General features: G+C 34.3%; 25 protein-coding genes. 22 read left to right on the forward strand and 3 right to left on the reverse strand.

Annotated elements, in window-relative coordinates:
* Positions 1-176 precede the first annotated feature (176 nt).
* The 5 genes from ACVYAD_RS10905 to ACVYAD_RS10925 all read left to right on the forward strand — a co-directional run bounded on the left by ACVYAD_RS10905 (position 177) and on the right by ACVYAD_RS10925 (position 5,508).
* A complete protein-coding gene (locus ACVYAD_RS10905; RefSeq protein ID WP_476426406.1) occupies positions 177-347 on the forward strand; it encodes a hypothetical protein in 171 nt (56 codons plus the stop codon).
* 309 nt (positions 348-656) lie between these two features.
* Positions 657-1,082 (forward strand): HTH domain-containing protein, encoded by a 426-nt coding sequence (locus ACVYAD_RS10910; protein WP_476426408.1) that lies wholly within the window; start codon positions 657-659, stop codon positions 1,080-1,082.
* Positions 1,083-1,335: 253 nt separating this feature from the next.
* Entirely contained in the window at positions 1,336-1,893 is a 558-nt protein-coding gene (locus ACVYAD_RS10915; protein ID WP_476426410.1) for a carbon monoxide dehydrogenase, read from the forward strand.
* A gap of 346 nt (positions 1,894-2,239) precedes the next feature.
* Entirely contained in the window at positions 2,240-4,369 is a 2,130-nt protein-coding gene (locus ACVYAD_RS10920) for a type IA DNA topoisomerase (RefSeq protein WP_476426412.1), read from the forward strand.
* A gap of 296 nt (positions 4,370-4,665) precedes the next feature.
* Positions 4,666-5,508 (forward strand): nucleotidyltransferase, encoded by an 843-nt coding sequence (locus ACVYAD_RS10925; protein ID WP_476426589.1) that lies wholly within the window; start codon positions 4,666-4,668, stop codon positions 5,506-5,508.
* Between the two features lie 198 nt (positions 5,509-5,706).
* Here ACVYAD_RS10925 and ACVYAD_RS10930 read toward each other — a convergent pair whose 3' ends face one another.
* On the reverse strand, positions 5,707-6,219 hold the full coding sequence (locus tag ACVYAD_RS10930) for a peroxiredoxin family protein (protein WP_349658440.1): 513 nt from the start codon (positions 6,217-6,219) through the stop codon (positions 5,707-5,709).
* A 382-nt stretch (positions 6,220-6,601) separates the two neighbouring features.
* On the opposite strand from ACVYAD_RS10930, the gene ACVYAD_RS10935 reads away from it, so the two are divergent.
* The 4 genes from ACVYAD_RS10935 (at position 6,602) to ACVYAD_RS10950 (ending at position 11,651) form a co-directional block, all read left to right on the forward strand.
* Positions 6,602-7,045 carry a MarR family winged helix-turn-helix transcriptional regulator gene (locus ACVYAD_RS10935; protein ID WP_476426414.1) on the forward strand — a complete coding sequence of 148 codons (444 nt, stop codon included), beginning with the start codon at positions 6,602-6,604 and terminating at the stop codon, positions 7,043-7,045.
* A gap of 72 nt (positions 7,046-7,117) precedes the next feature.
* Positions 7,118-8,881, forward strand: coding sequence for an ABC transporter ATP-binding protein (locus ACVYAD_RS10940; protein WP_476426416.1), 1,764 nt, complete (start codon positions 7,118-7,120; stop codon positions 8,879-8,881).
* Positions 8,874-10,700: an ABC transporter ATP-binding protein gene (locus ACVYAD_RS10945; RefSeq protein WP_476426418.1), complete on the forward strand. Its 1,827-nt coding sequence runs from the start codon at positions 8,874-8,876 to the stop codon at positions 10,698-10,700. Before ACVYAD_RS10940 ends, ACVYAD_RS10945 begins: the two co-directional genes overlap by 8 nt.
* Before the next feature lie 375 nt (positions 10,701-11,075).
* Positions 11,076-11,651: a hypothetical protein gene (locus ACVYAD_RS10950; RefSeq protein WP_476426420.1), complete on the forward strand. Its 576-nt coding sequence runs from the start codon at positions 11,076-11,078 to the stop codon at positions 11,649-11,651.
* A 246-nt stretch (positions 11,652-11,897) separates the two neighbouring features.
* Here ACVYAD_RS10950 and ACVYAD_RS10955 read toward each other — a convergent pair whose 3' ends face one another.
* Both ACVYAD_RS10955 and ACVYAD_RS10960 read right to left on the reverse strand, forming a co-directional pair.
* Positions 11,898-12,809, reverse strand: coding sequence for a sigma factor regulator N-terminal domain-containing protein (locus tag ACVYAD_RS10955; RefSeq protein WP_476426421.1), 912 nt, complete (start codon positions 12,807-12,809; stop codon positions 11,898-11,900).
* Positions 12,809-13,300, reverse strand: coding sequence for an RNA polymerase sigma factor (locus ACVYAD_RS10960; RefSeq protein ID WP_476426423.1), 492 nt, complete (start codon positions 13,298-13,300; stop codon positions 12,809-12,811). Before ACVYAD_RS10960 ends, ACVYAD_RS10955 begins: the two co-directional genes overlap by 1 nt.
* 484 nt (positions 13,301-13,784) lie before the next feature.
* On the opposite strand from ACVYAD_RS10960, the gene ACVYAD_RS10965 reads away from it, so the two are divergent.
* The 13 genes from ACVYAD_RS10965 (at position 13,785) to ACVYAD_RS11025 (ending at position 23,208) form a co-directional block, all read left to right on the forward strand.
* On the forward strand, positions 13,785-14,174 hold the full coding sequence (locus tag ACVYAD_RS10965; protein WP_374966927.1) for a GntR family transcriptional regulator: 390 nt from the start codon (positions 13,785-13,787) through the stop codon (positions 14,172-14,174).
* Complete coding sequence (locus ACVYAD_RS10970; protein WP_476426425.1) at positions 14,171-14,860, forward strand: ABC transporter ATP-binding protein; 690 nt, start codon at positions 14,171-14,173, stop codon at positions 14,858-14,860. The genes ACVYAD_RS10965 and ACVYAD_RS10970 overlap by 4 nt, the downstream gene beginning before the upstream one ends.
* Positions 14,857-15,675 carry a hypothetical protein gene (locus ACVYAD_RS10975; protein WP_476426427.1) on the forward strand — a complete coding sequence of 273 codons (819 nt, stop codon included), beginning with the start codon at positions 14,857-14,859 and terminating at the stop codon, positions 15,673-15,675. Before ACVYAD_RS10970 ends, ACVYAD_RS10975 begins: the two co-directional genes overlap by 4 nt.
* A gap of 12 nt (positions 15,676-15,687) precedes the next feature.
* A complete protein-coding gene (locus ACVYAD_RS10980) occupies positions 15,688-16,854 on the forward strand; it encodes a hypothetical protein (RefSeq protein WP_476426429.1) in 1,167 nt (388 codons plus the stop codon).
* A 396-nt stretch (positions 16,855-17,250) separates the two neighbouring features.
* Positions 17,251-17,685, forward strand: a complete 435-nt coding sequence (locus tag ACVYAD_RS10985; RefSeq protein ID WP_476426430.1) for a sigma-70 family RNA polymerase sigma factor — start codon at positions 17,251-17,253, stop codon at positions 17,683-17,685.
* Positions 17,682-18,944: a DUF4179 domain-containing protein gene (locus ACVYAD_RS10990; RefSeq protein WP_476426432.1), complete on the forward strand. Its 1,263-nt coding sequence runs from the start codon at positions 17,682-17,684 to the stop codon at positions 18,942-18,944. The genes ACVYAD_RS10985 and ACVYAD_RS10990 overlap by 4 nt, the downstream gene beginning before the upstream one ends.
* 131 nt (positions 18,945-19,075) lie before the next feature.
* The gene (locus tag ACVYAD_RS10995; RefSeq protein ID WP_476426434.1) at positions 19,076-19,645 is read left to right on the forward strand and encodes a hypothetical protein; all 570 of its coding nucleotides are present in this window, start codon (positions 19,076-19,078) and stop codon (positions 19,643-19,645) included.
* Positions 19,646-19,849: 204 nt separating this feature from the next.
* Complete coding sequence (locus tag ACVYAD_RS11000) at positions 19,850-20,329, forward strand: hypothetical protein (RefSeq protein ID WP_476426436.1); 480 nt, start codon at positions 19,850-19,852, stop codon at positions 20,327-20,329.
* Between the two features lie 385 nt (positions 20,330-20,714).
* A complete protein-coding gene (locus ACVYAD_RS11005; protein WP_476426438.1) occupies positions 20,715-21,071 on the forward strand; it encodes a hypothetical protein in 357 nt (118 codons plus the stop codon).
* Positions 21,072-21,326: 255 nt separating this feature from the next.
* Positions 21,327-21,797 carry an inner membrane protein YiaA gene (gene yiaA, locus ACVYAD_RS11010; protein WP_476426440.1) on the forward strand — a complete coding sequence of 157 codons (471 nt, stop codon included), beginning with the start codon at positions 21,327-21,329 and terminating at the stop codon, positions 21,795-21,797.
* A gap of 280 nt (positions 21,798-22,077) precedes the next feature.
* Positions 22,078-22,671: a TetR/AcrR family transcriptional regulator gene (locus tag ACVYAD_RS11015; RefSeq protein WP_476426441.1), complete on the forward strand. Its 594-nt coding sequence runs from the start codon at positions 22,078-22,080 to the stop codon at positions 22,669-22,671.
* Positions 22,672-22,706: 35 nt separating this feature from the next.
* On the forward strand, positions 22,707-22,937 hold the full coding sequence (locus tag ACVYAD_RS11020) for a hypothetical protein (protein ID WP_476426443.1): 231 nt from the start codon (positions 22,707-22,709) through the stop codon (positions 22,935-22,937).
* A 19-nt stretch (positions 22,938-22,956) separates the two neighbouring features.
* A complete protein-coding gene (locus tag ACVYAD_RS11025) occupies positions 22,957-23,208 on the forward strand; it encodes a hypothetical protein (RefSeq protein ID WP_476426445.1) in 252 nt (83 codons plus the stop codon).
* Positions 23,209-23,254: the final 46 nt, after the last annotated feature.

The raw sequence follows: 23,254 nt of genomic DNA on the forward strand, positions 1-23,254 counted from the left end.
GAAATCCCATCTTTTCTTATTCAACTAACTGGGCAGTTTAGTTGAATAAACGCAGGTGCTTTTGTATTTCGATTTCAAATAAAGGAAATTGGTGTTAATATTAAATGAAGTGTCAAAAAAGTATCAATAATCTGAATAGTAATAGTACAACTGCTATTAAGGTGGAGGTATAACTTATGAAATATATTAAAGGCTTATATGTATCACTTGCACTAATGATGTTAGTTATTTTGGTTAACACAACAATATTTGATGATGAATATTCAGGGATTGTTATGTTCGTTTGTTTAGGCATATTTATAATAGGAACAGCATTTTTTGTAAATACCAAACAATTAAAAAATTAGGATGCACAAAGCGTTGATCGGTAACCTCTATCTAGCTTGTTATTCATATTTTCGCTTGTTATACGGGATCACTATGTCTCAACCAGCCTAATCATGTGTTAACAAGTAGAGGGTGAACAGTTTAGTTGTCGGGATCAAGTCTCACGGGTGCTTCCGTTCGAACCCCGGCTACTATCAATCTATAAATTGAATAAAAAATAGTCAACCAGATTTTAAAATGTACCCTATAAGATAGACACTTTCAAAAAGGTCATCTTATAGGGTATTTTTGTTTATAATGAAGAAAAAAACGAGTGGTGGTTAAATAGGATGACTAAAAATTTATTTTCGAAACAACAACAGGCGCAATTAAAATTAAATCCATACATCAAAACGGTAAGTGCGAAAGCCATTACTTATACGGATGAATTTAAGGAATTTTTTATTGATGAATACGATAAAGGAAAATATCCAAGTGAAATTTTTCTTGAGGCGGGTTTTGACATTGAAGCCCTTGGTCCTACGCGTATTCGTAGAGCTTCGAATCGTTGTCGTACGGCTTATAAAGAACATGGGCTAACAGGTTTAGAAGATGCCAGAAAACATACTTCAGGTCGCCCTTTAGAGCGTGAATTAAGTTTAGAAGAAAAATACGCCCGCTTAGAGGCGAAGATGAAATTGTTAGAAGCAGAAAACGAACTTTTAAAAAAGCTAGATCAACTCGAAAGGCAGCTGATGAGGAAGAAATCAAAATAAGTACTGTACAAAAATTTGAATTAATCCATCAGATTATTGAAAAATATCAATTAAAACGAATGGTGCGTTATCTTTGTGAAATTGCAAATGTTTCACGCTCAGGTTACTATCGCTATTTTAAGGAAGAAGCTGTCTTGACTCGTCAAAAACAGAATGAAGAAGATGAAGTGGTTTTATTAAAAATCATTGAGTTTCGAAGATGGAATTAATGTAACTGAACAGGACACACTAATCCTAATTATAATTTAGGGTGATGAAAGTGAATAAAATTATTCCTCTTCTATTGGTTTTATTTAGTATATTAATTTGTGGGTTGAATTACGGAATAGTAAATGCTAATCCGAACGACACTCCACCTTCTTTTGAGGAAGGGTTCAAAAAAGCTGGATATAAATCTGTAAAAAAAGCAGTAAAGGAATTTGAAAATCATTTTAAATGTGATGTAAAGTTGCCCGAAATGTTGCCTTCAATTCCTTTCACACATCAATTTGGAAGGTTTTTTGAAGATAAGAACTATAATGTGAATGATTCCTTAGAAATTAGGTTTGTTAACAAAGAAATAAGAGAAAATATCTTTAAAATTGACATTCGTCCTTCAAAAAATAAATTGAACTTCAAAAATAAACTGAACTTAAACGGTAAGGAGTATATACTTCGAGATGGTACCAAAGGTATTTATTTCGAGGATCTATTATTTAATTTTTTTGTCTTTGAAAAGAATAATTTGCAGTATATGTTGGGGGTATATAATAAAGTAGCCAATACAGAAACACCTGACATATTAGTCAGAATAGCTAATTCAATTGACTAACTTCTTCAATTAAAGTCCATTAGTTGTTTTCTGCTTCAATTAACGGAGGGATGATAATAAGCTTTATCGAATGACATATTACATGTTTAAATGCATTAGCGATAGTTGGTAATAAAGTGATAAATGAAAATTACTTAGTTAAATCACAGCAGCCTGATTCAGGAAAAATTGCACAAAGCTAGACGAAATAGATTGGCTTGCAACTAGCAATTTAAAATATTTGAAGGGTGCTTCTGGTACAAAGATTTTAGTAAGTGATATTTTAAATTGTTTAAAGTAAAATAGTAGTAATTTATGTTTTTATATAAAAAGCTACTAAAATATTTTAAAGAAGATGTGATGATTAATGGGGAAAATCGCCATTTTGGCAGAGAAACCATCTCAAGCAAGAGCTTATGCAGACGCTTTTAAAATTAAACAAAAAGAGAAAGTATTTATTGAATTGGAACCTTGTTCTACTTTTCCTGAAGGTGCAGTAATTACCTGGGCAGTTGGTCATCTTGTTGAATTAAAAGAACCAAAAGAATATCAAAAGGAATGGGAGAAGTGGTCGCTTGGATCATTACCAATCATTCCTCAAAAATTTGAAGATAAAGTTGTCTCTAAAATGTATATACAATTTAATGCCGTAAAAAAAATCTTTAGTGATCCACAAATAACAATGATTTATAACTGCTGCGATAGTGAACGTGAAGGTTCAAATATCTTCTACTCACTTTTAAAAATGACGAAAGTAAATAAGCCTGTTAAACGATTATGGATCAATTCATTAGAGGTTGAGGAAATTCGAAAAGGCTTTAATAATATGCAAAGTAATGAGCGTGATCTGCTCATGTACCAAGAAGCAAAAACACGTCAAATTAGCGATTGGTTAGTAGGCATGAACTGTAGTCGCCTATATACGCTACTTTTACAAAAAAAGGGCTTTAAGGGTAGTATCTCTATCGGTCGTGTGCAATCGCCAACCGTATATTTAATTTATAAAAGACAACAGGAAATCGAACATTTCAAGCCTGAAAAATTTTATGAAATTGAAGGGGTCTTTAAAGCACAAAATGGTGTATATAAAGGGAAGGCAAAGTTAAAAACAAAAGAGCGTGCAGAGGCTGTGCAATTATTGCAACAACATGGGGTTGAACCGATGGATACGGGTCTAATTACGAGTGTAACGAACAAAACGAAGCGTATTGCACCACCAAAACTACATGCGTTATCAACATTACAAGCCGCCGCTAATAGACGTTGGAAATACAGTCCGTCACATGTGTTGAAACTTACGCAATCACTTTATGAGAAAAAGCTTGTTTCTTACCCACGTACCGATTCGCAGCTCATTACACATAATGAGTTTGCTTATTTAAATGAATCATTGGCAAAATATCAGCAGCTCGTGGGAAAGACATTTAATGCGATAAATCGAGGGAATAACAAACGCTACGTCGACAGTGCCAACGTTGGGGAGCACTATGCTATTATTCCAACGAAAAAAGTGCCGACAGAAAAAGCGTTACAATCAATGAATGCGGATGAACGAAATATTTATTTTGAAATAGTCAATACGACACTCGCTATGTTCCATCAAGATTATGAATACGATGAAAAAACAATTTTAACGAATGTCAAAAATATAGAGTTTAAAACGGTAGGGAAAACAGAACTTGTAAAAGGTTGGAAAGAATTGTTTTCAAGTGAAAAAGAGTTAAAGGAGCGGGAAGAGTCGTTACCTGTCGTTTTCCAAGATGAGATGGTACAAAGTAAGATTTCTATTTTAGAAGGCACGACAACGCCACCTAAACCATATACAGAAGGGCAACTCATTACGATGATGAAAACATGCGGTAAATCAGTTGAGGATGAAGAGGAAATCGAGGTGCTGAAATCGATTGAAGGTATTGGCACAGAAGCAACTCGAAGTGGCATTATAGAGACCATTAAAAAACATGGATTTATTGAAGTACGAAAAAACATAGTGAGCATTACGCAAAAAGGGGAGCTTTTATGTCGGTCAATTGAAGGGACATTACTTTCAAGCCCATCTATGACTGCAAAATGGGAAATTTACTTAAATAAAATTGGTCGTGGAGAAGGGTCTGCAAAACATTTTATTGAAAGCATAGGCAAGTTTGTTAATCAATTAATAGCCGAGGTACCTATACAGTTAGAGTCACTTACAATAGACACAGAGCAGTTTAAACCAACTGCTGTAAAAGATATTGTGACGTGTCCGACATGTAAAGTAGGAAAAATAGGTTTGCGTAAAAGCTTTTATGGTTGCTCGAATTATAAAAATGGTTGTAAACAAACGTTCCCAGGAAGGCTATTAGGAAAAAAACTAACTGAAAAGAACATTAATGATTTATGTAAGATTGGTAAAACAGCTCTGCTTAAAGGGTTTAAATCAAAGAATGGTAAACAATTTAATGCGTCACTCCGTTTGGTAGAAGGAAAGATTGAATTTGAGTTTAATGAAAAGTAATGGCGAATACTTCAGCTGGAAGATGGAGTTTACTGAAAAAAGTATTAAAAATTAAGTATAGTTTTTTAAGGTTATCTCAGCCTAAATCACTTCCAAAATGAAAGTAGGATAGCATGTTCGATAAAGAACGTGCTATCCTATTTTTATGTGAATTAGATATAATAAGTGAATATTCAAAAAAATCCCTATTCAATGTCGTTATTGAAACTTGTTTTTATTTGTTAGAAGATATAACCCGCAGCGAGAGGCGTAGCATAGTAGGTAGAGTTACTATATTTTATAAAAGGAGTAATGTGATGACTACTATTAGAGCAATTGGAAGCTTATGTGTCACGGATAGTGATGGACATATTATTAATCATTCAGATTGGAATAACATCAAGCCGATTTTTCTTCCTGTAATAAACGATGTAGTTCATACGTATTCTACCCATCTTCAAGCTGATTTACATAGTGTATACATAAGGGGATCCATTCCAAGAGGAATAGGTATTGAAGGTGTAGCTGACTTAGACACAATAGCGATTACTAAGCAAAAGCTTAATAATCTGCAGCTAAAGCGGCTAAAAGAAGTAGAACAAGAATTATCTCAAAAATATACTTGTGTAGATGGTATTGAACTAAGTGTTCACTGCATGGAAGCTGTTTTAAATACGTCAACATTTTCTATCATTAGTTTCATACTCCAAACCCATGGCATGTGCGTGTTTGGAGAAGACTTGATCCCTCAATTACCAAAATATAAAGCGAATGAAGCTTTGGCAAATGACCATCTTATTCATTTACAAGGTCAAATTAAAAATGCCTGTGATGATCTACAAGATAATTCAGATATAGAGGATATTAAGGATTGTTGCAAGTGGATTATGAAAATTATAGTAAGAGCAGGGCTTGCACTAATCATAACCAAAGAAAACACATATACAAGGGATTTATACCCTGCTTATAAAATGTTTTCTAAATATTACCCTGAAAAGGAAAGTGACATGAGAAAGGCACTTGAATATGCCATTACACCTATAGTAGATACTAACCTATTGTTATCGTTTTTAAATGAATTTGGAACATGGATCATTATTGAAGCTGATAAATGGCTAAAATCCTATAACCCTAATAGAGAATTAAATATGAAAATATAATAACTTCCGAAATCAAATTCTAGTTTGCTATCACAAATGGAATTAATATTGTTTTTATGGCCTAGTGACGAATTGATACCACGTAAAGAAAAAAGGTAATCACAACTCTATGTGATCACCTTTTAAGTATTTACTATAAAAAAATCCATTTGATATGGATCATTTTGCTGCTCTACTATTGCGCCCAATCACTTTTGTTTATTGATTTGACTTTAAATTTTTTCCAATATATTGAACGATCTTGCGAAGTTCAGTAGATGATGGGCGTCCAAATGGACTTGTTTGTTTTTGTTGATATAGTAGTTGTCCATTTTCATCAACTAGGAAATAGGCTGGCTCTCCGTGCGTGCCATGATCCTCATATGGCGCATCCTCACCGTGATAAAATACATCGTATGCTTTTAATGTTTTTAACTCTTCATCAGCTAAGACGGTAAAAGAAAGGCGATGCTCATCGACCATTTTCTTTAAATTATCCAACTGATCCGTTGAGATGGTAATTAGGTGTACATTCTTGCTTTCAAAATAACTTTTGTTTTCTTCAAGCTCTTTTAAGTCATGAAGGCAAACAGGACACCATGATCCTCTGAAAAAGATAATAAGATGCCAACTTTTATGCTGGCTTTGATGGGATACAAAAGAGAATTCTTCTCCATTCACTGCTGGAAGAGTGAAATCAGGTACTTTATCGCGCAAATTAAATGTAGACATGCTAGTCCTCCTAAAATAGAAAATCTAATGACCACCTTGTATTATTCCCTATTTTAAATCAGATATGTAAAATGAAAAAAACATATATGAATATGCCTTGGTAAATCTTCTTCTCAACAATTTTAATTTCATTCTTTCTTTATTGAAATATATTTATGCAACCAAGCCCAATGTCATTGTTATTTTGACATTTTTAAGCATACTTTATTGTTGGATTATTTAAAGCCAATATGGCAAACTGAATACGAAGATAAATCTCAACATGATTCATCGGTAGCTAAGGACGTAAGTATCTTTATTATGGAGATGTTCGACCCAAAATACTTATAAACTAGTTATTTACATGCGAAAGTTTAGCGTTGATAAATCGGGGGTAATAGAATTGGGCAAAAGGAGATCAGTTGGATTAGAATTGCGTACTTTGTCGCTTTTAATGAGAAGACAATTGGATCAAATCACAAGTGCTACGCTAACGGAAAAAGATAACCTTACTGCCATGCATGGTTGGACGATTAGTTATCTTTTCAAAAACCAAGATCAAGATGTGTTTCAAAAGGATTTTGAAAGAGCATTTTCTATTCGTAAATCAACAGCATCTAGAATACTAAAATCCATGGAAAGTAATGGCTTGATTACAAGGCAATCTGTTTCCTACGATTCAAGACTGAAAAAAATTGTCTTAACAGAAGATGCGCTAAAAATCCATGAAGATATTAAGACGCGTAGAGAAATCCTTGAACAAAAATTACTATCAGGTATCCCGGAAGAGAAACTTGACGTTTTTTTTGAAGTGATGGATGCCATGAAAGAGAATATAGGATCTTGAAGAAGAGGCTATTTTGAAGCTTTATTTGACCATATAGTTAGCGTGCTAACTAAAACGAGGGGGACTGCGAATATGTTGAAAATATTTAAATACTTAAAACCGAAAGAATGGACGCTCGTTGTTGCTAGTATTGTGTTCATAGTAGGGCAAGTATATTTGGATTTAAAGTTGCCGGATTATATGGCTAAAATTACGACTCTTGTACAAACAGAGGGCAGTAAAACGAACGAGATATGGACAGCTGGAGGGAAGATGTTATTATGTGCCCTTGGCAGTATGATATTGGCAGTTATTGTTGGCTATTTTGCGGCAAAGGTAGCAACATCTTTGTCAAAGGAATTACGAAAAGGTGTATTTGATAAAACGCTATCTTTCTCTATGGAGGAGATTAATGGTTTTTCAATCGCTAGTCTTATTACTCGTTCTACTAATGATATAACGCAAATACAACAAACGGTTGCGATGGGGCTTCAAGTTATGATTAAGGCGCCGATCCTTGCAGTATGGGCTATTTTGAAGATTACCGGGAAAAGCTGGGAGTGGTCAGTGGCAACAGGAGTAGCTGTCATCGTTTTACTTATTTTGATAGGCAACCTGATTATCTTTGTACTACCGAAATTTAAAGTCGTTCAAAAAATGACAGATCATTTGAACCGCGTAACAAGAGAAGGTTTAACTGGTATTCGTGTTGTTCATGCTTATAACGCACAACAATATCAGGAAGAGAAATTTGAAAAAGTAAATAAAGATTTAACGGATACAAATCTTTTCGTGAACCGACTTATGGCCCTTATGCAGCCTGGGATGGGTCTGATCATGTCAGGTTTAACTCTTTCTATCTACTGGATTGGTGCTTATTTGATTAATAATGCAGGAGGTATGGATCGAATCGGTTTGTTCAGTGATATGGTCGTATTTTCGTCTTATGCAATGCAGGTAGTTATGGCATTTATGATGTTATCAATGACGTTCATTTTGCTGCCAAGAGCGGCAGTATCTGCAGCGCGTATTAATGAAGTGCTAAATACACCTCAAACAATTATCGATGGAGAATTGCAATCGTCACCTAAAGGAATCGAAGGTGAAATCGAACTGCGTAATGTTAGCTTTAAATATCCGAATGCAGAGGACTATGTTTTAGAAAATATTAGTTTTACAGCACATAAAGGCGAAACTGTTGCTTTCATTGGTTCTACTGGTAGTGGTAAAAGTACGCTTATTAATTTACTTCCAAGATTTTACGATGCTACTGAGGGTGAAGTATTAGTCGACGGCATTAATGTGAAAGAGTATGCACAAGAAGCTCTTCATAATAAGATTGGGTACGTTTCTCAAAAAGTCGTACTATTTTCAGGTACAGTAAAATCTAATGTTGCCTATGGTGGTAACGGCCAGACCCCATCAACAGATGAGGAAATCAAAAAAGCGGTAGAAATTGCTCAAGGGAAAGAATTTGTGGAGAACATGGATGACCAATATGATGCGGCTGTCGCTCAAGGTGGTACAAATCTTTCTGGAGGTCAGAAACAACGTCTTTCTATTGCAAGAGCAGTGAATCGAAATCCAGAAATCTTTATTTTTGATGATTCATTTTCCGCTTTAGATTATAAAACAGACCGTCAACTTCGTTCTACGTTGAAAAAAGAGACAAAAGGTGTAACAACTTTGATTGTGGCACAGCGAATTGGAACGATTAAAGATGCTGATAAAATCATTGTTCTTGATGAAGGTAAAATCGTTGGTATGGGAAAACATAGTGAATTATTGAAAACTTGTAAGACTTATCAGGAAATCGCTTATTCTCAGTTATCGAAGGAGGAGTTGGACAATGCCTAATACACAAAATAAGCCCCGAAAAGGTCCTAGTGGCCCAGGTCATATGGCAGCTCCTGGGGAAAAGCCAAAAAATTTTAAAAAGCCTTGGGGCAAGTTGATTGCCTATTGTAAACCTTATTTACCAGCGATGATTTTTGCACTTGTATTGGCAACTGTAGGAACAATTTTCACGATCGTTGGACCTAATATGCTTAGTGACATCACTGATTTGATAACGGAAGGCATTACTGGTGAAATTGATATTACGGCGATTGGAAAAATAGGACTGTTCCTTGCTATTTTGTATGGATTGAGTTTTATTTTCAATTATTTGCAGGCGTTTATTATGGCTACGATTACGCAGCGAGTTTCTAAAAAGTTACGGAAAGATATATCGAACAAAATTGATAGATTACCGTTGAAATATTTTGATTCTACAACCTATGGTGATGTATTAAGTCGTGTCACGAATGATGTGGATATGATCGGACAGTCCTTAAATCAAAGTATTGGTTCGTTAGTGACAGCGGTCGTTATGTTCTTTGGATCGTTAATTATGATGTTCTCAATTAATGTGACGATGACACTTTCTGCCATTGCTGCAACTTTCGTAGGGTTTGTATGTATGACCTTTATTATTTCAAGATCCCGAAAATACTTCATACGCCAGCAGCAAGACCTTGGTAGAATAAACGGCCATATTGAAGAAATCTATTCAGGGCATGATGTCATGAAGGTATATAACGGTGAAAAAGTAGCGAAGCAAGAATTTAATGAAATCAATGAAAGTCTGTTTAATAGCGCTTGGCGCGCGCAGTTTATGTCCGGCATGATGATGCCTCTCATGATTTTTATTGGAAATTTAGGTTATGTTGTTGTTTGTGTCGTAGGGGCTGCACTAACAGTGAAAGGTTCCATTACATTTGGTGTAATCGTTTCATTTATGGTGTATATCCGCTTATTTACGCAGCCGTTGTCACAGTTAGCACAGGCAGCTACAAGCTTGCAGTCAACTGCAGCAGCAAGCGAACGTGTTTTTGAGTTCTTACAAGAAGAGGAGCTTGAAGACGAAAGTAATAAGAAAGCCACTTTAGATGCCAAAGATGTTACTGGCAATGTGGAATTTAAAAATGTTAAGTTTGGCTATACGAAAGAGAAGTTAATTATTAAAGATTTCTCTGCGCAAATAAAAGCAGGTCAAAAAGTTGCTATTGTCGGACCTACTGGAGCAGGGAAAACAACGCTTGTTAATCTTCTTATGCGTTTCTATGAAGTAGATAGAGGGGAAATCATGATTGGAGACGTGCCGACTAAATCGATTTCTCGTAAAAATGTTCACGATTTATTTTGTATGGTGCTACAAGATACTTGGCTATTCGAAGGTACCATTAAGGAAAATATCGTGTATAACAAGGAGCATGTAACCGATGAAGAAGTGATTTCGGCATGTAAGGCAGTAGGTCTGCACCACTTTATTAGAACTTTGCCAAAAGGTTATGATACGATTTTAAACGATAAAACGAGTTTATCTGTTGGGCAAAAACAGCTTATTACCATTGCAAGGGCCATGGTTAAAAAAGCACCGTTGCTTATTTTAGATGAAGCTACTAGTTCCGTTGACACACGTACTGAAGCACTTATCCAAGAAGCGATGGATAAATTGATGGTGGGAAGAACATCATTTGTCATTGCCCATCGACTTTCAACAATTAAAAACGCCGACTTGATTTTAGTGATGAAAGACGGAGATATTATCGAAAGTGGCAATCATGAAGAACTGATTGCAGAAAAAGGATTTTATGCAGATCTATATAATAGTCAGTTTGAAGATGCATCTTAAATGCGCTCGTGGTTACAGTGTGTAGCTTAATAAAAAATGTTTGATGATAATCACCTCGATTCTTAGAGGTGATTTTTTAATTTTGACCTCTTGAAGCGATAAAGTTTAAAAGTTAGGCGATAAATAAACAGAGTTGAGATAAATTAAAGTTAGGCGATAACTTTAAAAATTGTTCCGATAAATCAAAAAAATGTTCCGATAAATTGATTTTGAGCTTTTTGTAAAAACGATTCAGTTTAGTGCGGTAAGTATTTATTTGGAACACCTTTCTCTGATGATTCTGGTTGTATCATTAGAGCAATCGCTTTTTCGCTAACAGAGCAGGATAGTTAAAGTACATTTAGGGTACGTTACTTTTAAAAAGGAGTAACCTAAATGAAAAAGCCATTTTTAATTTGTTTGTCTATGTTTATATGTTCGTTCAGTCTGTCCATGTTATTTGCAAATCCTGTTTATTCACAAACTACAGCTTCAAAAAAAAATGAATATTTACATCCTGCAAACAAGGAAAAAGTTTTTGATGAAACTGTCGATGAATTTTACCAGGCATTAAGAGACCTGAAGTATCCTGTACATCAGGAGGTTTATCTAAGATTTAAGCTGAGGTCAAAGGAACAGCAAAGACATTTGGATACTGCTCTTTTTAAAGAAATGCCTGATGCATCTGTAAATATTAGAAAAAAGTTATTGTTTAGTGAGGTAGAAAAATTAAATTATATAACTTTTGATGGAAATATTCTTCGTCCCTACCCTGATATAGATATTAACTACCATCAGACCGTTAGCCCTGATAGGCAAGTTTATTTCTTTTATTCCTTTAAAGACACAGAAAAAGAATTTAGTGGTAGATATGCAATATATGATGTTGAAACAAAAGAAACGGTAGCGGGCGGATATACTTATATGCCAAAGCTCAATCTTATAAAGAATACTTACGATAAAGAAGGATAAATTTAGAGCCAAGAAAATAGCAAAAAGGTTTCCCTGTTCAACAAACGGGGTGATTGGTTTCATGGGCAGCTCTTTTTTCTTTATTGAACTGTCGGAGCAATTTAGTAGAAAAAATACTTAAAAAAAGAGGCAGTTCTCAAAAGCACTGCCTCTTTTGTCTTAATACAAATACTTGGTACTTATTATTGTTTTGCTTTATAGATCCAGCCACCCACTGTAAAGGGAGGTAATACAGATTTCGACTCGTTATTTTTCTGGTTTAATATAAGGTACCATTTGTGCAGTGGCGCCTACTGAAGCTCCACGAACAAAACTTTGATTTTCTAAAGCTTTAAAATTTTGCGCTTGGCCCGTTAGCATTACCCCTAAGATTTCCACTTCATCCCATTTTTTATTTTTATTCGAATTTAAAAACTCTTGAATAGGTTCATTCCCACCTTTACCATCATATTTTTTGAGCGAATCTATAAATTCATTGTAAGCATCTTTTGGTGAAGAAGATGGATCAAATCCATAAATCGACACCCCTGAAGGTCCTTTACTTTCATCTGCAATTTGCGAGGCCATATACAACCATACAATGTTTAAATTATCGGGAATTTTTGCTTGTATTTCTTGTAATGTATACGGTTGATCAAAAGAAATAGCAACTTCCGCCACGTAGTTTTTCATTTGTGAAACTTCACTGAGTTCATTTTGTACACCATCAAAATATTTTTGAATAGAAGGATGATAAAATGTCGCCACTTTATTTTTTGTTTGTTTATCATACTCATAAAAATCTGTGTCAGACCAATAAAAGCCTGGTACTAATTCATTGGTGTCAATATGTGAGCGAAGCCAACCATATGAACTCGTAAGTGTGCTCCAAGGGACTACATAGCCATTAATATTTTTTGAACGATTCGAAATAATATTACCACCAAACATGGATGAATTAGCTGTTACTTGAGAATCGATTTGAATATTCGGCTCGGCAATTGCATTATGTAAGAAAAGCGAATCGTGAAGTCGGGTAGAACCTTTGGCTGCAAAATAGTTGCCTATTTTATAGAAGATTGGTATTAGAATTAGTACGACAATAATTGAAGAAATGATGATTTTTAGTAGTTGTTTTCGTTTAGCTTTTTTTAAAGCAGTTTTGATCGAAATATCCATTAACGTTTTCCTCCTATTTTTGAGTGAATAGATTTACGTGCACGATATAATTTTTGCTTTACGCTGTCTACTTGAATGTCCAAAATAGTTGCAATTTCTTCATAAGAAAATTCATAGTAATACTTTAAAAAGAAAATTTCCTTATATTCTGTTTTGACGTCTTTTAATAAATAGAAAATCTCATCATTATTTAAAATCGTATTTATTTCGCAGTCCATATGTTGAAGTTTTGAATAGATATCCTCGCTTAAGTAAATGTTCTGTTGCTCTTTTTTCCTTTTCAAATCAATATATTCATTAAGTGATACTCTAAAAAACCACGGACGTAAATTCCGTTCTGTTAAGTCGTCCAACAATAGATAAACTTTATAAAAGGTATTTTGTATGATATCTTCCGCATCCTCTTTCTTGGCTCCTTTCGCTAGTAATAGGCGGAACACTTCCTCTCCTAAATTAATAAGATAGGAGGCTAGTACGTCTTCTTTTTTCATGTTTCTCCTCCTTCTACTTATACAACGAATGAGCGTTTCTAAATGTATACACTTAAATTAATATTATATGAAAATACATTTATAAATTGGTTTAAAGGGACAATTCTCAAATATTCCTGACTTTAAAGTAAGCGTATCAGAACTTTGAAATTCTCTAGAAGAGCAATCGCTTTTTCACTAACGGAGAAGGCTAGCTTAACACTGGTTGTCTTTATAAACGTTGAGATATATTTCCATGGAATTGATTGACATGAAATGTGTATTAAGCATATAATACATTACGAAAGGTGTATTGCGAGCTTAATACACTTTTACATTTTTTTGAGGGTGGTGTATTAAGCTGTTAATACATCAAGATCGATTAGCGGGGTAATGGCTATATAATATTTTGGGTAGTTCTTTAAAAGTACTTAGCCCACCATTATGCTCAATCTGTATTAAGTGCTTAATACACGAAAATATAATTTTCTAGGAGTTGAGTTAATTGACTGTAAAGTTTAATAATCGGGATCCAGTGTACGTCCAGGTTATCCGGCATTTTAAAGAGCAAATCGCCAAAGGGTATTTTGAACCTGGCCAGGAGATTCCATCAAGAAGAGAGCTAGCCAACCAGCTGAAGATTAACCCAAATACTGCACAACGAGCTTATAAGGAAATGGGGGAACAAGGATTGATTTTTACTGAGGGGAATATGCCGAGCTGTATTACTAAAGATGAAGCGGTCCTTAAAAGTGTCCGTGAGGAATTGATTATCGAAGCGGTTGACTTATTTTTAGGTTCTATTAAATCCATTGATGTGCCGTTATCCGAAGTATTGGAGCTAGTTAAGAAAAAGCATGATGCTGAAAGCGGAGAAGCGGAGGAATCGAAATGATCGAAGTAAAAAATGTCGAGAAAAAATACGGCAGGAAACGGGTATTAAAAGGTCTTTCTTTTACTGCTGAAAAAGGTGAAATTACTTGTTTAATCGGTATTAACGGAGTAGGGAAGACGACGATCATGAAAGCTATTATGGCGCTCACTCCGATTAATAGCGGTGAAATTTTGATCGATGGGGAAAAAATCCGAAAAGAAAGCTTTGAAAAAGTTACCTTTATTCCAGATACGATTACGATGTTGCCGCAAATGAAGATTTGTGATGCCTTTGCGTTCATGGCCGATTTTTATAAAAACTGGGATCCAAAAAGGGCAGAAGAGTTGCTGCAATTTTTTAAGCTAGATCCTACTGAACGGATTGCCAATTTATCAAAGGGGAATATGGCTAAAGTCAATATGATATTAGGTTTAGCACTGAATGTGGATTACTTACTGATGGATGAACCATTCTCTGGTATTGATATTTTTTCTAGGGAGCAGATTGCCGAAGTGTTTACAAGCCATTTAATTGAAGATCGTGGTGTGATTATTACAACCCATGAAATTAGTGATATAGAACACTTGATTGATAGAGCAGTGCTTATTGATAACGGTGAAGTATTAAAGGAATTTAGCGTAGAGGAAGTGCGTGAAAAGGAAGGGAAATCAGTCGTTGATGTCATGAGAGAGGTGTATCGTGGATGAAAAACTATTTAAAACTTCTTAATTTCGAAGTAAATCGATTTTTCAAACTATACCTAACTTTAATAGGATTGATCATAGTAAGTCAATTCATTGGGGCTGTTGTCGTGTCAAAAGGATATATGAATGACGTGGATCAAGTGATGTATAAAAATCAATTATCAATGAGCCAATATACTGAAGAATACGGGTTATTTTCTTTTAATCAGTTCGTTGGTTCTGAATGGTTTCTGCTACCAATCTTTTTTAGCATAGCCATATTGATGATTTATGTTTTCTTTATTTGGTATCGGGACTGGTTTGGAAAAAATACATTTATTTATAGATTATTAATGTTGCCAACTGAAAGAATTACTATTTATTTCTCAAAATTAACGACAATTATGCTTTTAGTACTTGGTTTAGTTGCCTTGCAAATAGTATTAATCTCAATCGAAATGCAAATTGTTAATAGTATTATACCAACAGATTTACAATCGCATTTTTCATTTAATGATGGATATAGTTTAGAAAGGCTTTATCCGAATACCTTAACGGAATTTATCCTGATTTATGGAGTCGGGCTAATGTTTGTAGCAGTTCTCTTCACGGCCATTTTAATTGAACGAAGCTACGGTTTAAAAGGCATTTTTATCGCAATCGTTTATGGAATGCTATCGTTCGGAGTATTTATTGCGCCACTATTAGTAAATAGGTTATTAAATGGCTATTTTTACTCACTAGAAGTCTTCTTAATGGAACTGGTAATGGGCATTATCGTATTAGTCAGTGCCATTTGGATCGCAAATCATTTGCTAAAATGTAAAATCAGGGTTTAAGGGGGGATGACAATGAAAAAATATTGGAAAACGATATTGATTAGTTTAATCATAGTGACGACAATCGGTTCTTACTATATTCAACAGGTAATGGAAAATAATGTTTCTCTAAAAATTGAAACTACTAACGGAAATAAGGGAGAAATAGATAATCTTATCATTCATGCAATTTATCAAAGTCGTGATATTTATAGTAGGTTGGATATATCAAAGGATGGTACGAGTAATCAGAGTGGGTCTTTTATTGGAGAGTTGAAGGGACGATATTACCCTGGGATGTTTCAAAAATATATTCAAGAACACCGTAAGTTTATGCGTGGAAAAGAAGCAAATCCTGGTCAGTATTTTGAAGATGAAGACCGTTTAATTTACACGATTTTTTCAAATAAAGAGGGTCGAGATTCTTTCACTCTGCAAATCGATATACTTGATAAACATAAAAATGAAAGTTCTTCATTTGAAATCAATATGCCAGACCAAATAAGATATGACTGGATTAATGAGAGTGATGTCTATGTAGAAAATGGAAAAATAAAAATATTAGCAACAAGCAATCTCAATAATGAGGAAGAGCTGCACTTATATACAGTTGATGAAAACAAAAAGGAATTAGAACAAGACTCAATTATTGCAAAAATGGAGTCAGAAGAGAAAAGCAGGGCCAGCATCTATATATTTAATGAATATAATAAAGTACAAAATGAAAATTATATCTTATATATGGTTGAAAAATACAAATATTTAGAAGATGGTGAGCGTAAAACTATCTCTAGCCCAATGTATCTGTATAACTATCTGAATAATAAAGAGAAGGAGTGGACAATTCCGGCCGAATTAAAACCATATAAGCACTCGATCATTCTACAAGGAACATATATATTTATTCCTGTTCGTTCAACCAATGGGTTAGTACTGAACCGTTATAATATAGAGAAGAATCAGTGGGAAGAACCTTTCAGCTTTAAATATCCTAGCATTGCTAATGCTAAAGAAAAACCTTCTATACAGATTACAGATGGTAAGCTATATTTACTCGATCGTGTTTCGGATGGTCATTTGTTCCTTATCGGCGATTTACGTACAGGTGAATCATTATATGAAGGTAAAATTATTATTGAAAATAAAGAAAAACTAGATGCAGATTACTCACTTTATATCGAGCAAATAGCAAATATATAACAACATTCATTTTAATAAATAAGAGTAAGCAGCTTTGGCAGGTATGAATTCTATGATTCATATCTGCCGTTTTGTGTTCCTTCGGTGGATATTTGTGAAATACTAATGACAGTATACCGATAATGAAATTAGTCACAAGGGAAAGTTAAAAGCAACTTTTCTTATTAAGCTAACGGAGTAAGTTAGTTAAGGAATTAAAAACTTATGTCTTCAAAGGGAACATCTTTGACGCAAAAATTAAAGGTAAATTCATAGAAGGTTACAAAAAATTTCAAAATTTTGAACGAAATGAAACATCTCTCCGTCTAATGGAGGAAGGAGGCGAAAAGGATGGAATGTGAAATCGTGTAGCGTGCTATTCGTGGGGATCATCAAGCGATACTTTCACTTATTGAAATGGATGAAGAAATTTTATATCGCCTGGCTTTTACATATCTGAAAAATGAGCAAGACGCTTTAGACGTGATGCAGGACCTAGTTTATAAGGCACTGAGAAAAATGCATACCGTTAAACAGCACGAATATGCCAGAACATGGCTCGTGCGCGTCTTAATCAATTGTTGTAAAGACCATTTGCGAAAACGCCAACCAACCGTTTCAATTAAGGAGCATCACCAAGTTGAATGGGTTATCTACTCTGATATGGAGCGGTTATTGGAACATTTATCTTTGTCGGAGCAGCAACTCGTCTATATGAAATATTTTCAGCAACTAAAAAACAAAGAAATTGCTGAGCTCAATCAAATTCCGGAGGGGACTGTAAAGTCTAAGCTTCATTACATACTAAAGAAGCTTAGAAACTTCGCTGGAGAAAAGGAGGACTGGCTATGAGTAAACTACCGATTGACGTTCCAAAGGAGAAACTTCAACAAGTACGGATGGATATGTTTCGTAAAGTTCAACGAGAAAAAAGAACAAAGAAGCGCATTTCTTCGGTTGCAATAGCCTTTTTGCTGTGCCTAAGCCTTTTATTTTCAATTCGTGTTTCTCCAACGATTGCTAGCCATGTTGCAAAAATACCTGGCTTTCAAGTAATTGTATCTGCGGTTGTTAGAGATAAAGGGATAAAAGATATTGTGGACAATGACTATTATGAAGAAATCAATGAGACGCAGTCTAAAAATGGTCTATCGCTTACATTGCAAGGTGTGATTGCAGATAATACGGGATTAGTACTTTACTATGACGCCGATGCCTCATTTGATATGTCGGAATTACACTTGGAGGGAGTTCAATTGTACCAAGGGGATGAAGAAATTAAAGGCGGAGGTTCATTTACAAGCCATCAATCACATCAAACACGCATTTCTTCTTCGGTAGATTATAGTTTTTCAGAGCCTTTCGCTTATGCTTCAAAGGATTTTAAAGCGGTTTTTCATTTTTATGAAAAAGATAAGGGGAACATAGAAATATCGGTACCGTTTTCGCTACAAAATGAAATCGCTAAAGAGAAAACTATTACCGCAAATCGTACAGTAAATGTCAATGGTCAGAAATTTACGATTACAGAAATTCGCAGTTCACCATTAAGAATGGCACTCGATATTGAATTAGATGAAGCGAATACGATGCAAATTTTATCGCTTGAGAATATTGTGGTCGAGACGGAAGATGGGGAGCGAAGAGAAGAAAAAGTTAAAAATGGCTTGTCATTAGGCGGAAATAGTCCCGACGGCAAATTCACGCTAAATTTACAAAGTAATTATTTCCATGATTCAGATTCACTCAAACTATTAATTGGAGCTGTTCATGCCGTTCCAAAGGGCAAGGATTTTATCGAAGTTGATTTTGGCACAAAAGAAGTACTCACGAAGCCCGATTATTTGGATTGGGATATTTCTGTAACGCAAGAAGGTGTATCATTTGCCGCAAAGATATGGGATGATAGAAGGGCACATTCGTTTGTAAATAGTGCTGTAAAAGGAGATGGCACGACGTTAGAATATAAAGGTAGCACGTTCTCAGATGATGATGAGTACCTTTATGGGACGGAGAAATTTGAAGATTATGATGGCAAAGCCAAAATGTATATAAACTATTTCTTCAATCCTATTGGAAATAATATTGAAGTGAATATTCCATTGAAGTAAAGTAAAGATGTTCAAAAAGGCTCTCCTTTTTGAACATCTTTTTAATATTTCCATATTTGTGGTAATACCTCTTGAAACGTAAAGTCAAACAAAGACGTCTAATTGGTTAAATTTAACTACGTGGAGGGAATATGAGATTAATACTATTGATAATAATGATGTCTATATCACTAACTACAATTATTCCAATTCAAAGCCATGCTTTGAGTTGTGTTGAATTAGAAGGACCAGCTATTAACCATTTTGATACTGCAATCGTTGGGACGGTTTTAGATGTGAAAAATGATAGTGTACGAGAAGGATTCACAGGACTAATAGAGACAAAAAAGTATGTCTCGATCGATATTGAGAAAAGTTGGAAAACAGAAGTGAATTCCCAATTAATTTTTGAAGCTGATTTTACATGGGCTTATAACTTTGAAAAGGGGAAAAACTACATTATTTATTTGAACGAAGAAAAAGGGAACTACTTTAATAGTCCTTGTAGTCCAGTTGTTTTAGTAGAATCAAATAATGATTATGAACATTTACTTGGGGAAGGTCTAAAACCGAAAAAAGAGGTTAATTTAGGCTATAAAATGTTGTTCAAGCATGATAAGGATTTAGATTTTGAACTTGTGATTTTAATAATAGCCATTTCGTTAATCTTATTTTGGAGATGGAACTCAAAGAGAGTCAAATCATCTAAGAAAGTAGATTAAACTTTGGGAAGGAAGATGGCTAATGATTAATAAATATTTATATACAGTGGTTGTATTTGGAACAATGCTATGATCAGCTTGTAGTATGGAAAAGTATATCTAATTCGTTATTACACTATCAAGTGCGATTGTTCAATTAGAGCAATCGCTTTTTTCACTAACAGTGTAGAATAGTGGAAGAACATAAAAAAGAGGTGAAAATTCTTGGATCAACTGCTTCAATATTTACAAAGAGTTGGCGTACATAATCTAAAAAGTGATACTGTAATTATTTTAGAAATTTTAGAGAATAGACTTCATCTTGCTTCTGAAATAGATGTGCTAATAAATGAACTTTTAGATAAAATACAAAGTAGTAGTTTGAAACAAGTTAAGTTAGAGTGTCCTAAAATTCTTTTAGATAACTTACATTGTACTAGGTCAAGAATGGAGATTGTTGGTGAAAGGGTTGTGTATAAGAGATCTTTAATGACACCATTAAATGTTTCATTACCAGAATTTGAAGTATGGTCATATTCTGACAATAACTCTATCGCTTTTTTATCTGAAGTGATGGGTACAAGTATTGTTGATGCAGAAAAGTTTTTAACTGGAATGAGCACCGAACTCCCATCGCAAGTAAAGGAAATATTTACAGTGTATAAAGTTAACAATGAACCTGTTGGTGTAGTTTTTCCTCATTAGAACCAAATACAGATAATGAAGGACGTATTTTTTGGATAGGTATACATCCAGAATTTCTCGGGTCAGGATTGGGAAGGGACTTACATTCCATAGGATTATGCAGATTGAAGAATGAATTTAAAGCAACGTCTTATTTAGGCATGACTCAAGTTGATAACATTCCAATGAGAAATATTATGGTTTCAAACGGATGCATTCAAAATAAAAATACAGTAATTTCTTTACAATATTCTGTTTAGGAATGAGTTATTTCGTTTAGTCATTCTCTCATGAAAGAGGGTAACTTGTCTGTTGTGTAGCGCTTGTTTTGCGCTATATGGTTGGCTAACGGGTATTTCTAGCATTGACTGGAACACATATTCATATAAAAGGAGGAAACGGCAAGTTGAAACTAATTTGTAAAGTATGTAATTTAGAAATTTCTGAGCCATTAACGGAATTAAAAGACCTGAATTTGATTAATGAAAACGATGGCCAAGATTATATTCCTAGAGGCTTCTATTTAATTCAAGAGGAAACAGCTTATGAAATATTAAAAGGATCTATCATTATAAACATCAAAGATTTAATCAATTCAAACCACCATTCAGACAGCAGTAGATTAAATCGTTGTTGTGGTCTTGACGGCTGTGATGGAATGAACAGGGTTTGCTTGCATGATCATGAAATTGGTACGGAATACTCTGATTGTTGGATGTTTCATAAAGTTGTATTAAATCAAGAGCTAGTTCAACTTATTTAAGATGTACACTAATACCTTTTGCAGGCCTAAGTACAAGCCGATATCGGATACAGTTATGTGGCGGCATAATAAAGCGAGAAAACCTAAAGATTGTGTAGTTATCTTCTTCATGCCAATGAGCATATACTTTAATTACGAAGATCGTTTTTTCTTCTTCAATTTAATGGCAGGTTCTTTATGCAGCTCTATGTACTGGGTGCACTACAATGTCCCTGGTGCTCCATTTTTATTAGACTAAAATATGGAGGCGGAAAATTGAATGATGATAATGAAGTTTTTGTAGATAAAGAAAAACGAAATGATTTAAAAATAAAAGAAGAACGGAAAGAGGGAGAACCGACTCAGGCCTTCAAAGGGGCTTCGTGGGCAGCGCTATTAGTAGGCGTTGCGTCTTATCTAATAGGTTTGTTTAACGCAACTATGCAATTGAACGAAAAAGGATTTTACTTTGCAGTATTAGTATTCGGACTTTATTCTGCGATATCTTTACAAAAAGCAGTTAGAGATAAAGATGAGGGAATACCAGTTACTACTATTTATTATGGTCTTAGCTGGTTCGCCCTGATTGTATCTATTTCATTAATGGCCATCGGTTTATACAATGCAGGAAGTGTTGTTTTAAGCGAAAAAGGATTTTTTGGGATGGCATTTGTTCTTAGTTTATTTGCAGCTATAACAGTTCAAAAGAATATAAGAGATACGCAGCGGGCAAGAGAAAAAGCTTGAGTTATATGGAAAGGAATGGAGGAAGTATTTTCCTTAGCATTTACCGTGACAAAAGCTTGTGAATATGTGGGGGAAATTAAAAAAATGAAAGAAAAGCCAACGTTTTGAAGGTACATTATTCAAAATGTTGGCTTTTTATATCTAATGAAATTACAAGCAATGGTGACGGTCTGAAATAATTTGTAATTTAATACCTTGTTAAAATTTGGTTTCGATGCTATCATATGAATATATTTTATGAATATTCATAAATAATATTCACGAAAGAAGGAGATCATCTATGGCAAGGGGGAAAAAAGTTTTTTCAGAGGAAGATAAAAGTCTGATTAAAAGTAAATTGAAAGATGAGTGCATGGCATTTTGGATTTCTCCGGGTTATAAAGAAACAAGCATTGGCGCTTTGTGTAAGAAAGCAGAAATATCAACAGGTACTTTTTATAATTTATATTCAAGTAAGGAAGAACTTTTTTTTGAAGTTATGTATGACATTCAAGATACTATTTATGAAAATTTCATTGAGCGAATTGAACAATGCCCCGAAAAGTCCGGCTTTGAAACTGCCATAATCCAGCTTTACTATGAATACGAAAGCAAACCATTTCTTTATGACGTGAAAACGACTGATTTCACTTCGTTTTATAGTAAACTTTCGGAGGAAATGAAAGAAAAACTAATATTTGATAGTAGTGAACTTTTTCGTACAGCAATCAAACGAGCAAATCTTAAACTAAAGGTTCCTGAAAATTTAGCCTTTTCTACCTTCACCGTTCTTCTTTCAAGCATTGCAAGTAAAGAAGGAATTTCAAAGAACTGTGATCATTTAGCTGCATTTCAATTTATGACGAAGCAGTTGGTAGCAAGCATTTTTGAGTAAAGGCTCTATTGCAAAAAATATAGGAGGAGATATCAATGGATTTATTTTGGCGTATTATAGACTTTCTAAAAGAAACAGCACCTTTCTTTATCGCAATGAATATAATTTTTGCAAGCTTCCTACTAATCTTAGGGTTAGTTTTAATGTCCAAGAAGAATAGAGAACAGAAGGCGAAAAAGATTGCAGGAATGGTTTGTTTATCATTTTCAATGTTGGCCTATCTAGGTGCAATGTCCAATGCATTTTTTTCTTTTATCGTATTTTAAAAATAGGAGGATACAAAGAATGTTAGACAAACTACAAAATATTATGGATGCAGCTTGTAAATGGGGAAATAAAAATTTAGGAACCTCTATTCAATTCCCTAAACCAACAAAAAGTTCTATGGTATCCAGTGCTTTTTCAAGTGGAATTATTGGTAGTGTAATGACCATCTATGGACTTCTTTTTAAGAATATATGGGTTTTGTTATTTGGTATGCTTGGCATAATAAGCAGTGTTTTCATATTCGGGAAAGTGAAAAAAACGATTAGATAATAGTTTTACAATCTTTTTTTGCCGGTAACAGCCTAATTAATGAAAA

It is taken from the genome of Lysinibacillus sp. G1-3, assembly GCF_056322905.1.

Bases quoted from the DNA above. Each gene is read 5' to 3' on its own strand.
- ACVYAD_RS10905 (WP_476426406.1), top strand. From the start codon at position 177: ATGAAATATATTAAAGGCTTATATGTATCACTTGCACTAATGATGTTA.
- ACVYAD_RS10910 (WP_476426408.1), top strand. From the start codon at position 657: ATGACTAAAAATTTATTTTCGAAACAACAACAGGCGCAATTAAAATTA.
- ACVYAD_RS10915 (WP_476426410.1), top strand. From the start codon at position 1,336: ATGAAAGTGAATAAAATTATTCCTCTTCTATTGGTTTTATTTAGTATA.
- ACVYAD_RS10920 (WP_476426412.1), top strand. From the start codon at position 2,240: ATGGGGAAAATCGCCATTTTGGCAGAGAAACCATCTCAAGCAAGAGCT.
- ACVYAD_RS10925 (WP_476426589.1), top strand. From the start codon at position 4,666: ATGACTACTATTAGAGCAATTGGAAGCTTATGTGTCACGGATAGTGAT.
- ACVYAD_RS10930 (WP_349658440.1), bottom strand. From the start codon at position 6,219: ATGTCTACATTTAATTTGCGCGATAAAGTACCTGATTTCACTCTTCCA.
- ACVYAD_RS10940 (WP_476426416.1), top strand. From the start codon at position 7,118: ATGTTGAAAATATTTAAATACTTAAAACCGAAAGAATGGACGCTCGTT.
- ACVYAD_RS10945 (WP_476426418.1), top strand. From the start codon at position 8,874: ATGCCTAATACACAAAATAAGCCCCGAAAAGGTCCTAGTGGCCCAGGT.
- ACVYAD_RS10950 (WP_476426420.1), top strand. From the start codon at position 11,076: ATGAAAAAGCCATTTTTAATTTGTTTGTCTATGTTTATATGTTCGTTC.
- ACVYAD_RS10955 (WP_476426421.1), bottom strand. From the start codon at position 12,809: ATGGATATTTCGATCAAAACTGCTTTAAAAAAAGCTAAACGAAAACAA.
- ACVYAD_RS10960 (WP_476426423.1), bottom strand. From the start codon at position 13,300: ATGAAAAAAGAAGACGTACTAGCCTCCTATCTTATTAATTTAGGAGAG.
- ACVYAD_RS10970 (WP_476426425.1), top strand. From the start codon at position 14,171: ATGATCGAAGTAAAAAATGTCGAGAAAAAATACGGCAGGAAACGGGTA.
- ACVYAD_RS10975 (WP_476426427.1), top strand. From the start codon at position 14,857: ATGAAAAACTATTTAAAACTTCTTAATTTCGAAGTAAATCGATTTTTC.
- ACVYAD_RS10980 (WP_476426429.1), top strand. From the start codon at position 15,688: ATGAAAAAATATTGGAAAACGATATTGATTAGTTTAATCATAGTGACG.
- ACVYAD_RS10985 (WP_476426430.1), top strand. From the start codon at position 17,251: ATGGATGAAGAAATTTTATATCGCCTGGCTTTTACATATCTGAAAAAT.
- ACVYAD_RS10990 (WP_476426432.1), top strand. From the start codon at position 17,682: ATGAGTAAACTACCGATTGACGTTCCAAAGGAGAAACTTCAACAAGTA.
- ACVYAD_RS10995 (WP_476426434.1), top strand. From the start codon at position 19,076: ATGAGATTAATACTATTGATAATAATGATGTCTATATCACTAACTACA.
- ACVYAD_RS11015 (WP_476426441.1), top strand. From the start codon at position 22,078: ATGGCAAGGGGGAAAAAAGTTTTTTCAGAGGAAGATAAAAGTCTGATT.
- ACVYAD_RS11020 (WP_476426443.1), top strand. From the start codon at position 22,707: ATGGATTTATTTTGGCGTATTATAGACTTTCTAAAAGAAACAGCACCT.
- ACVYAD_RS11025 (WP_476426445.1), top strand. From the start codon at position 22,957: ATGTTAGACAAACTACAAAATATTATGGATGCAGCTTGTAAATGGGGA.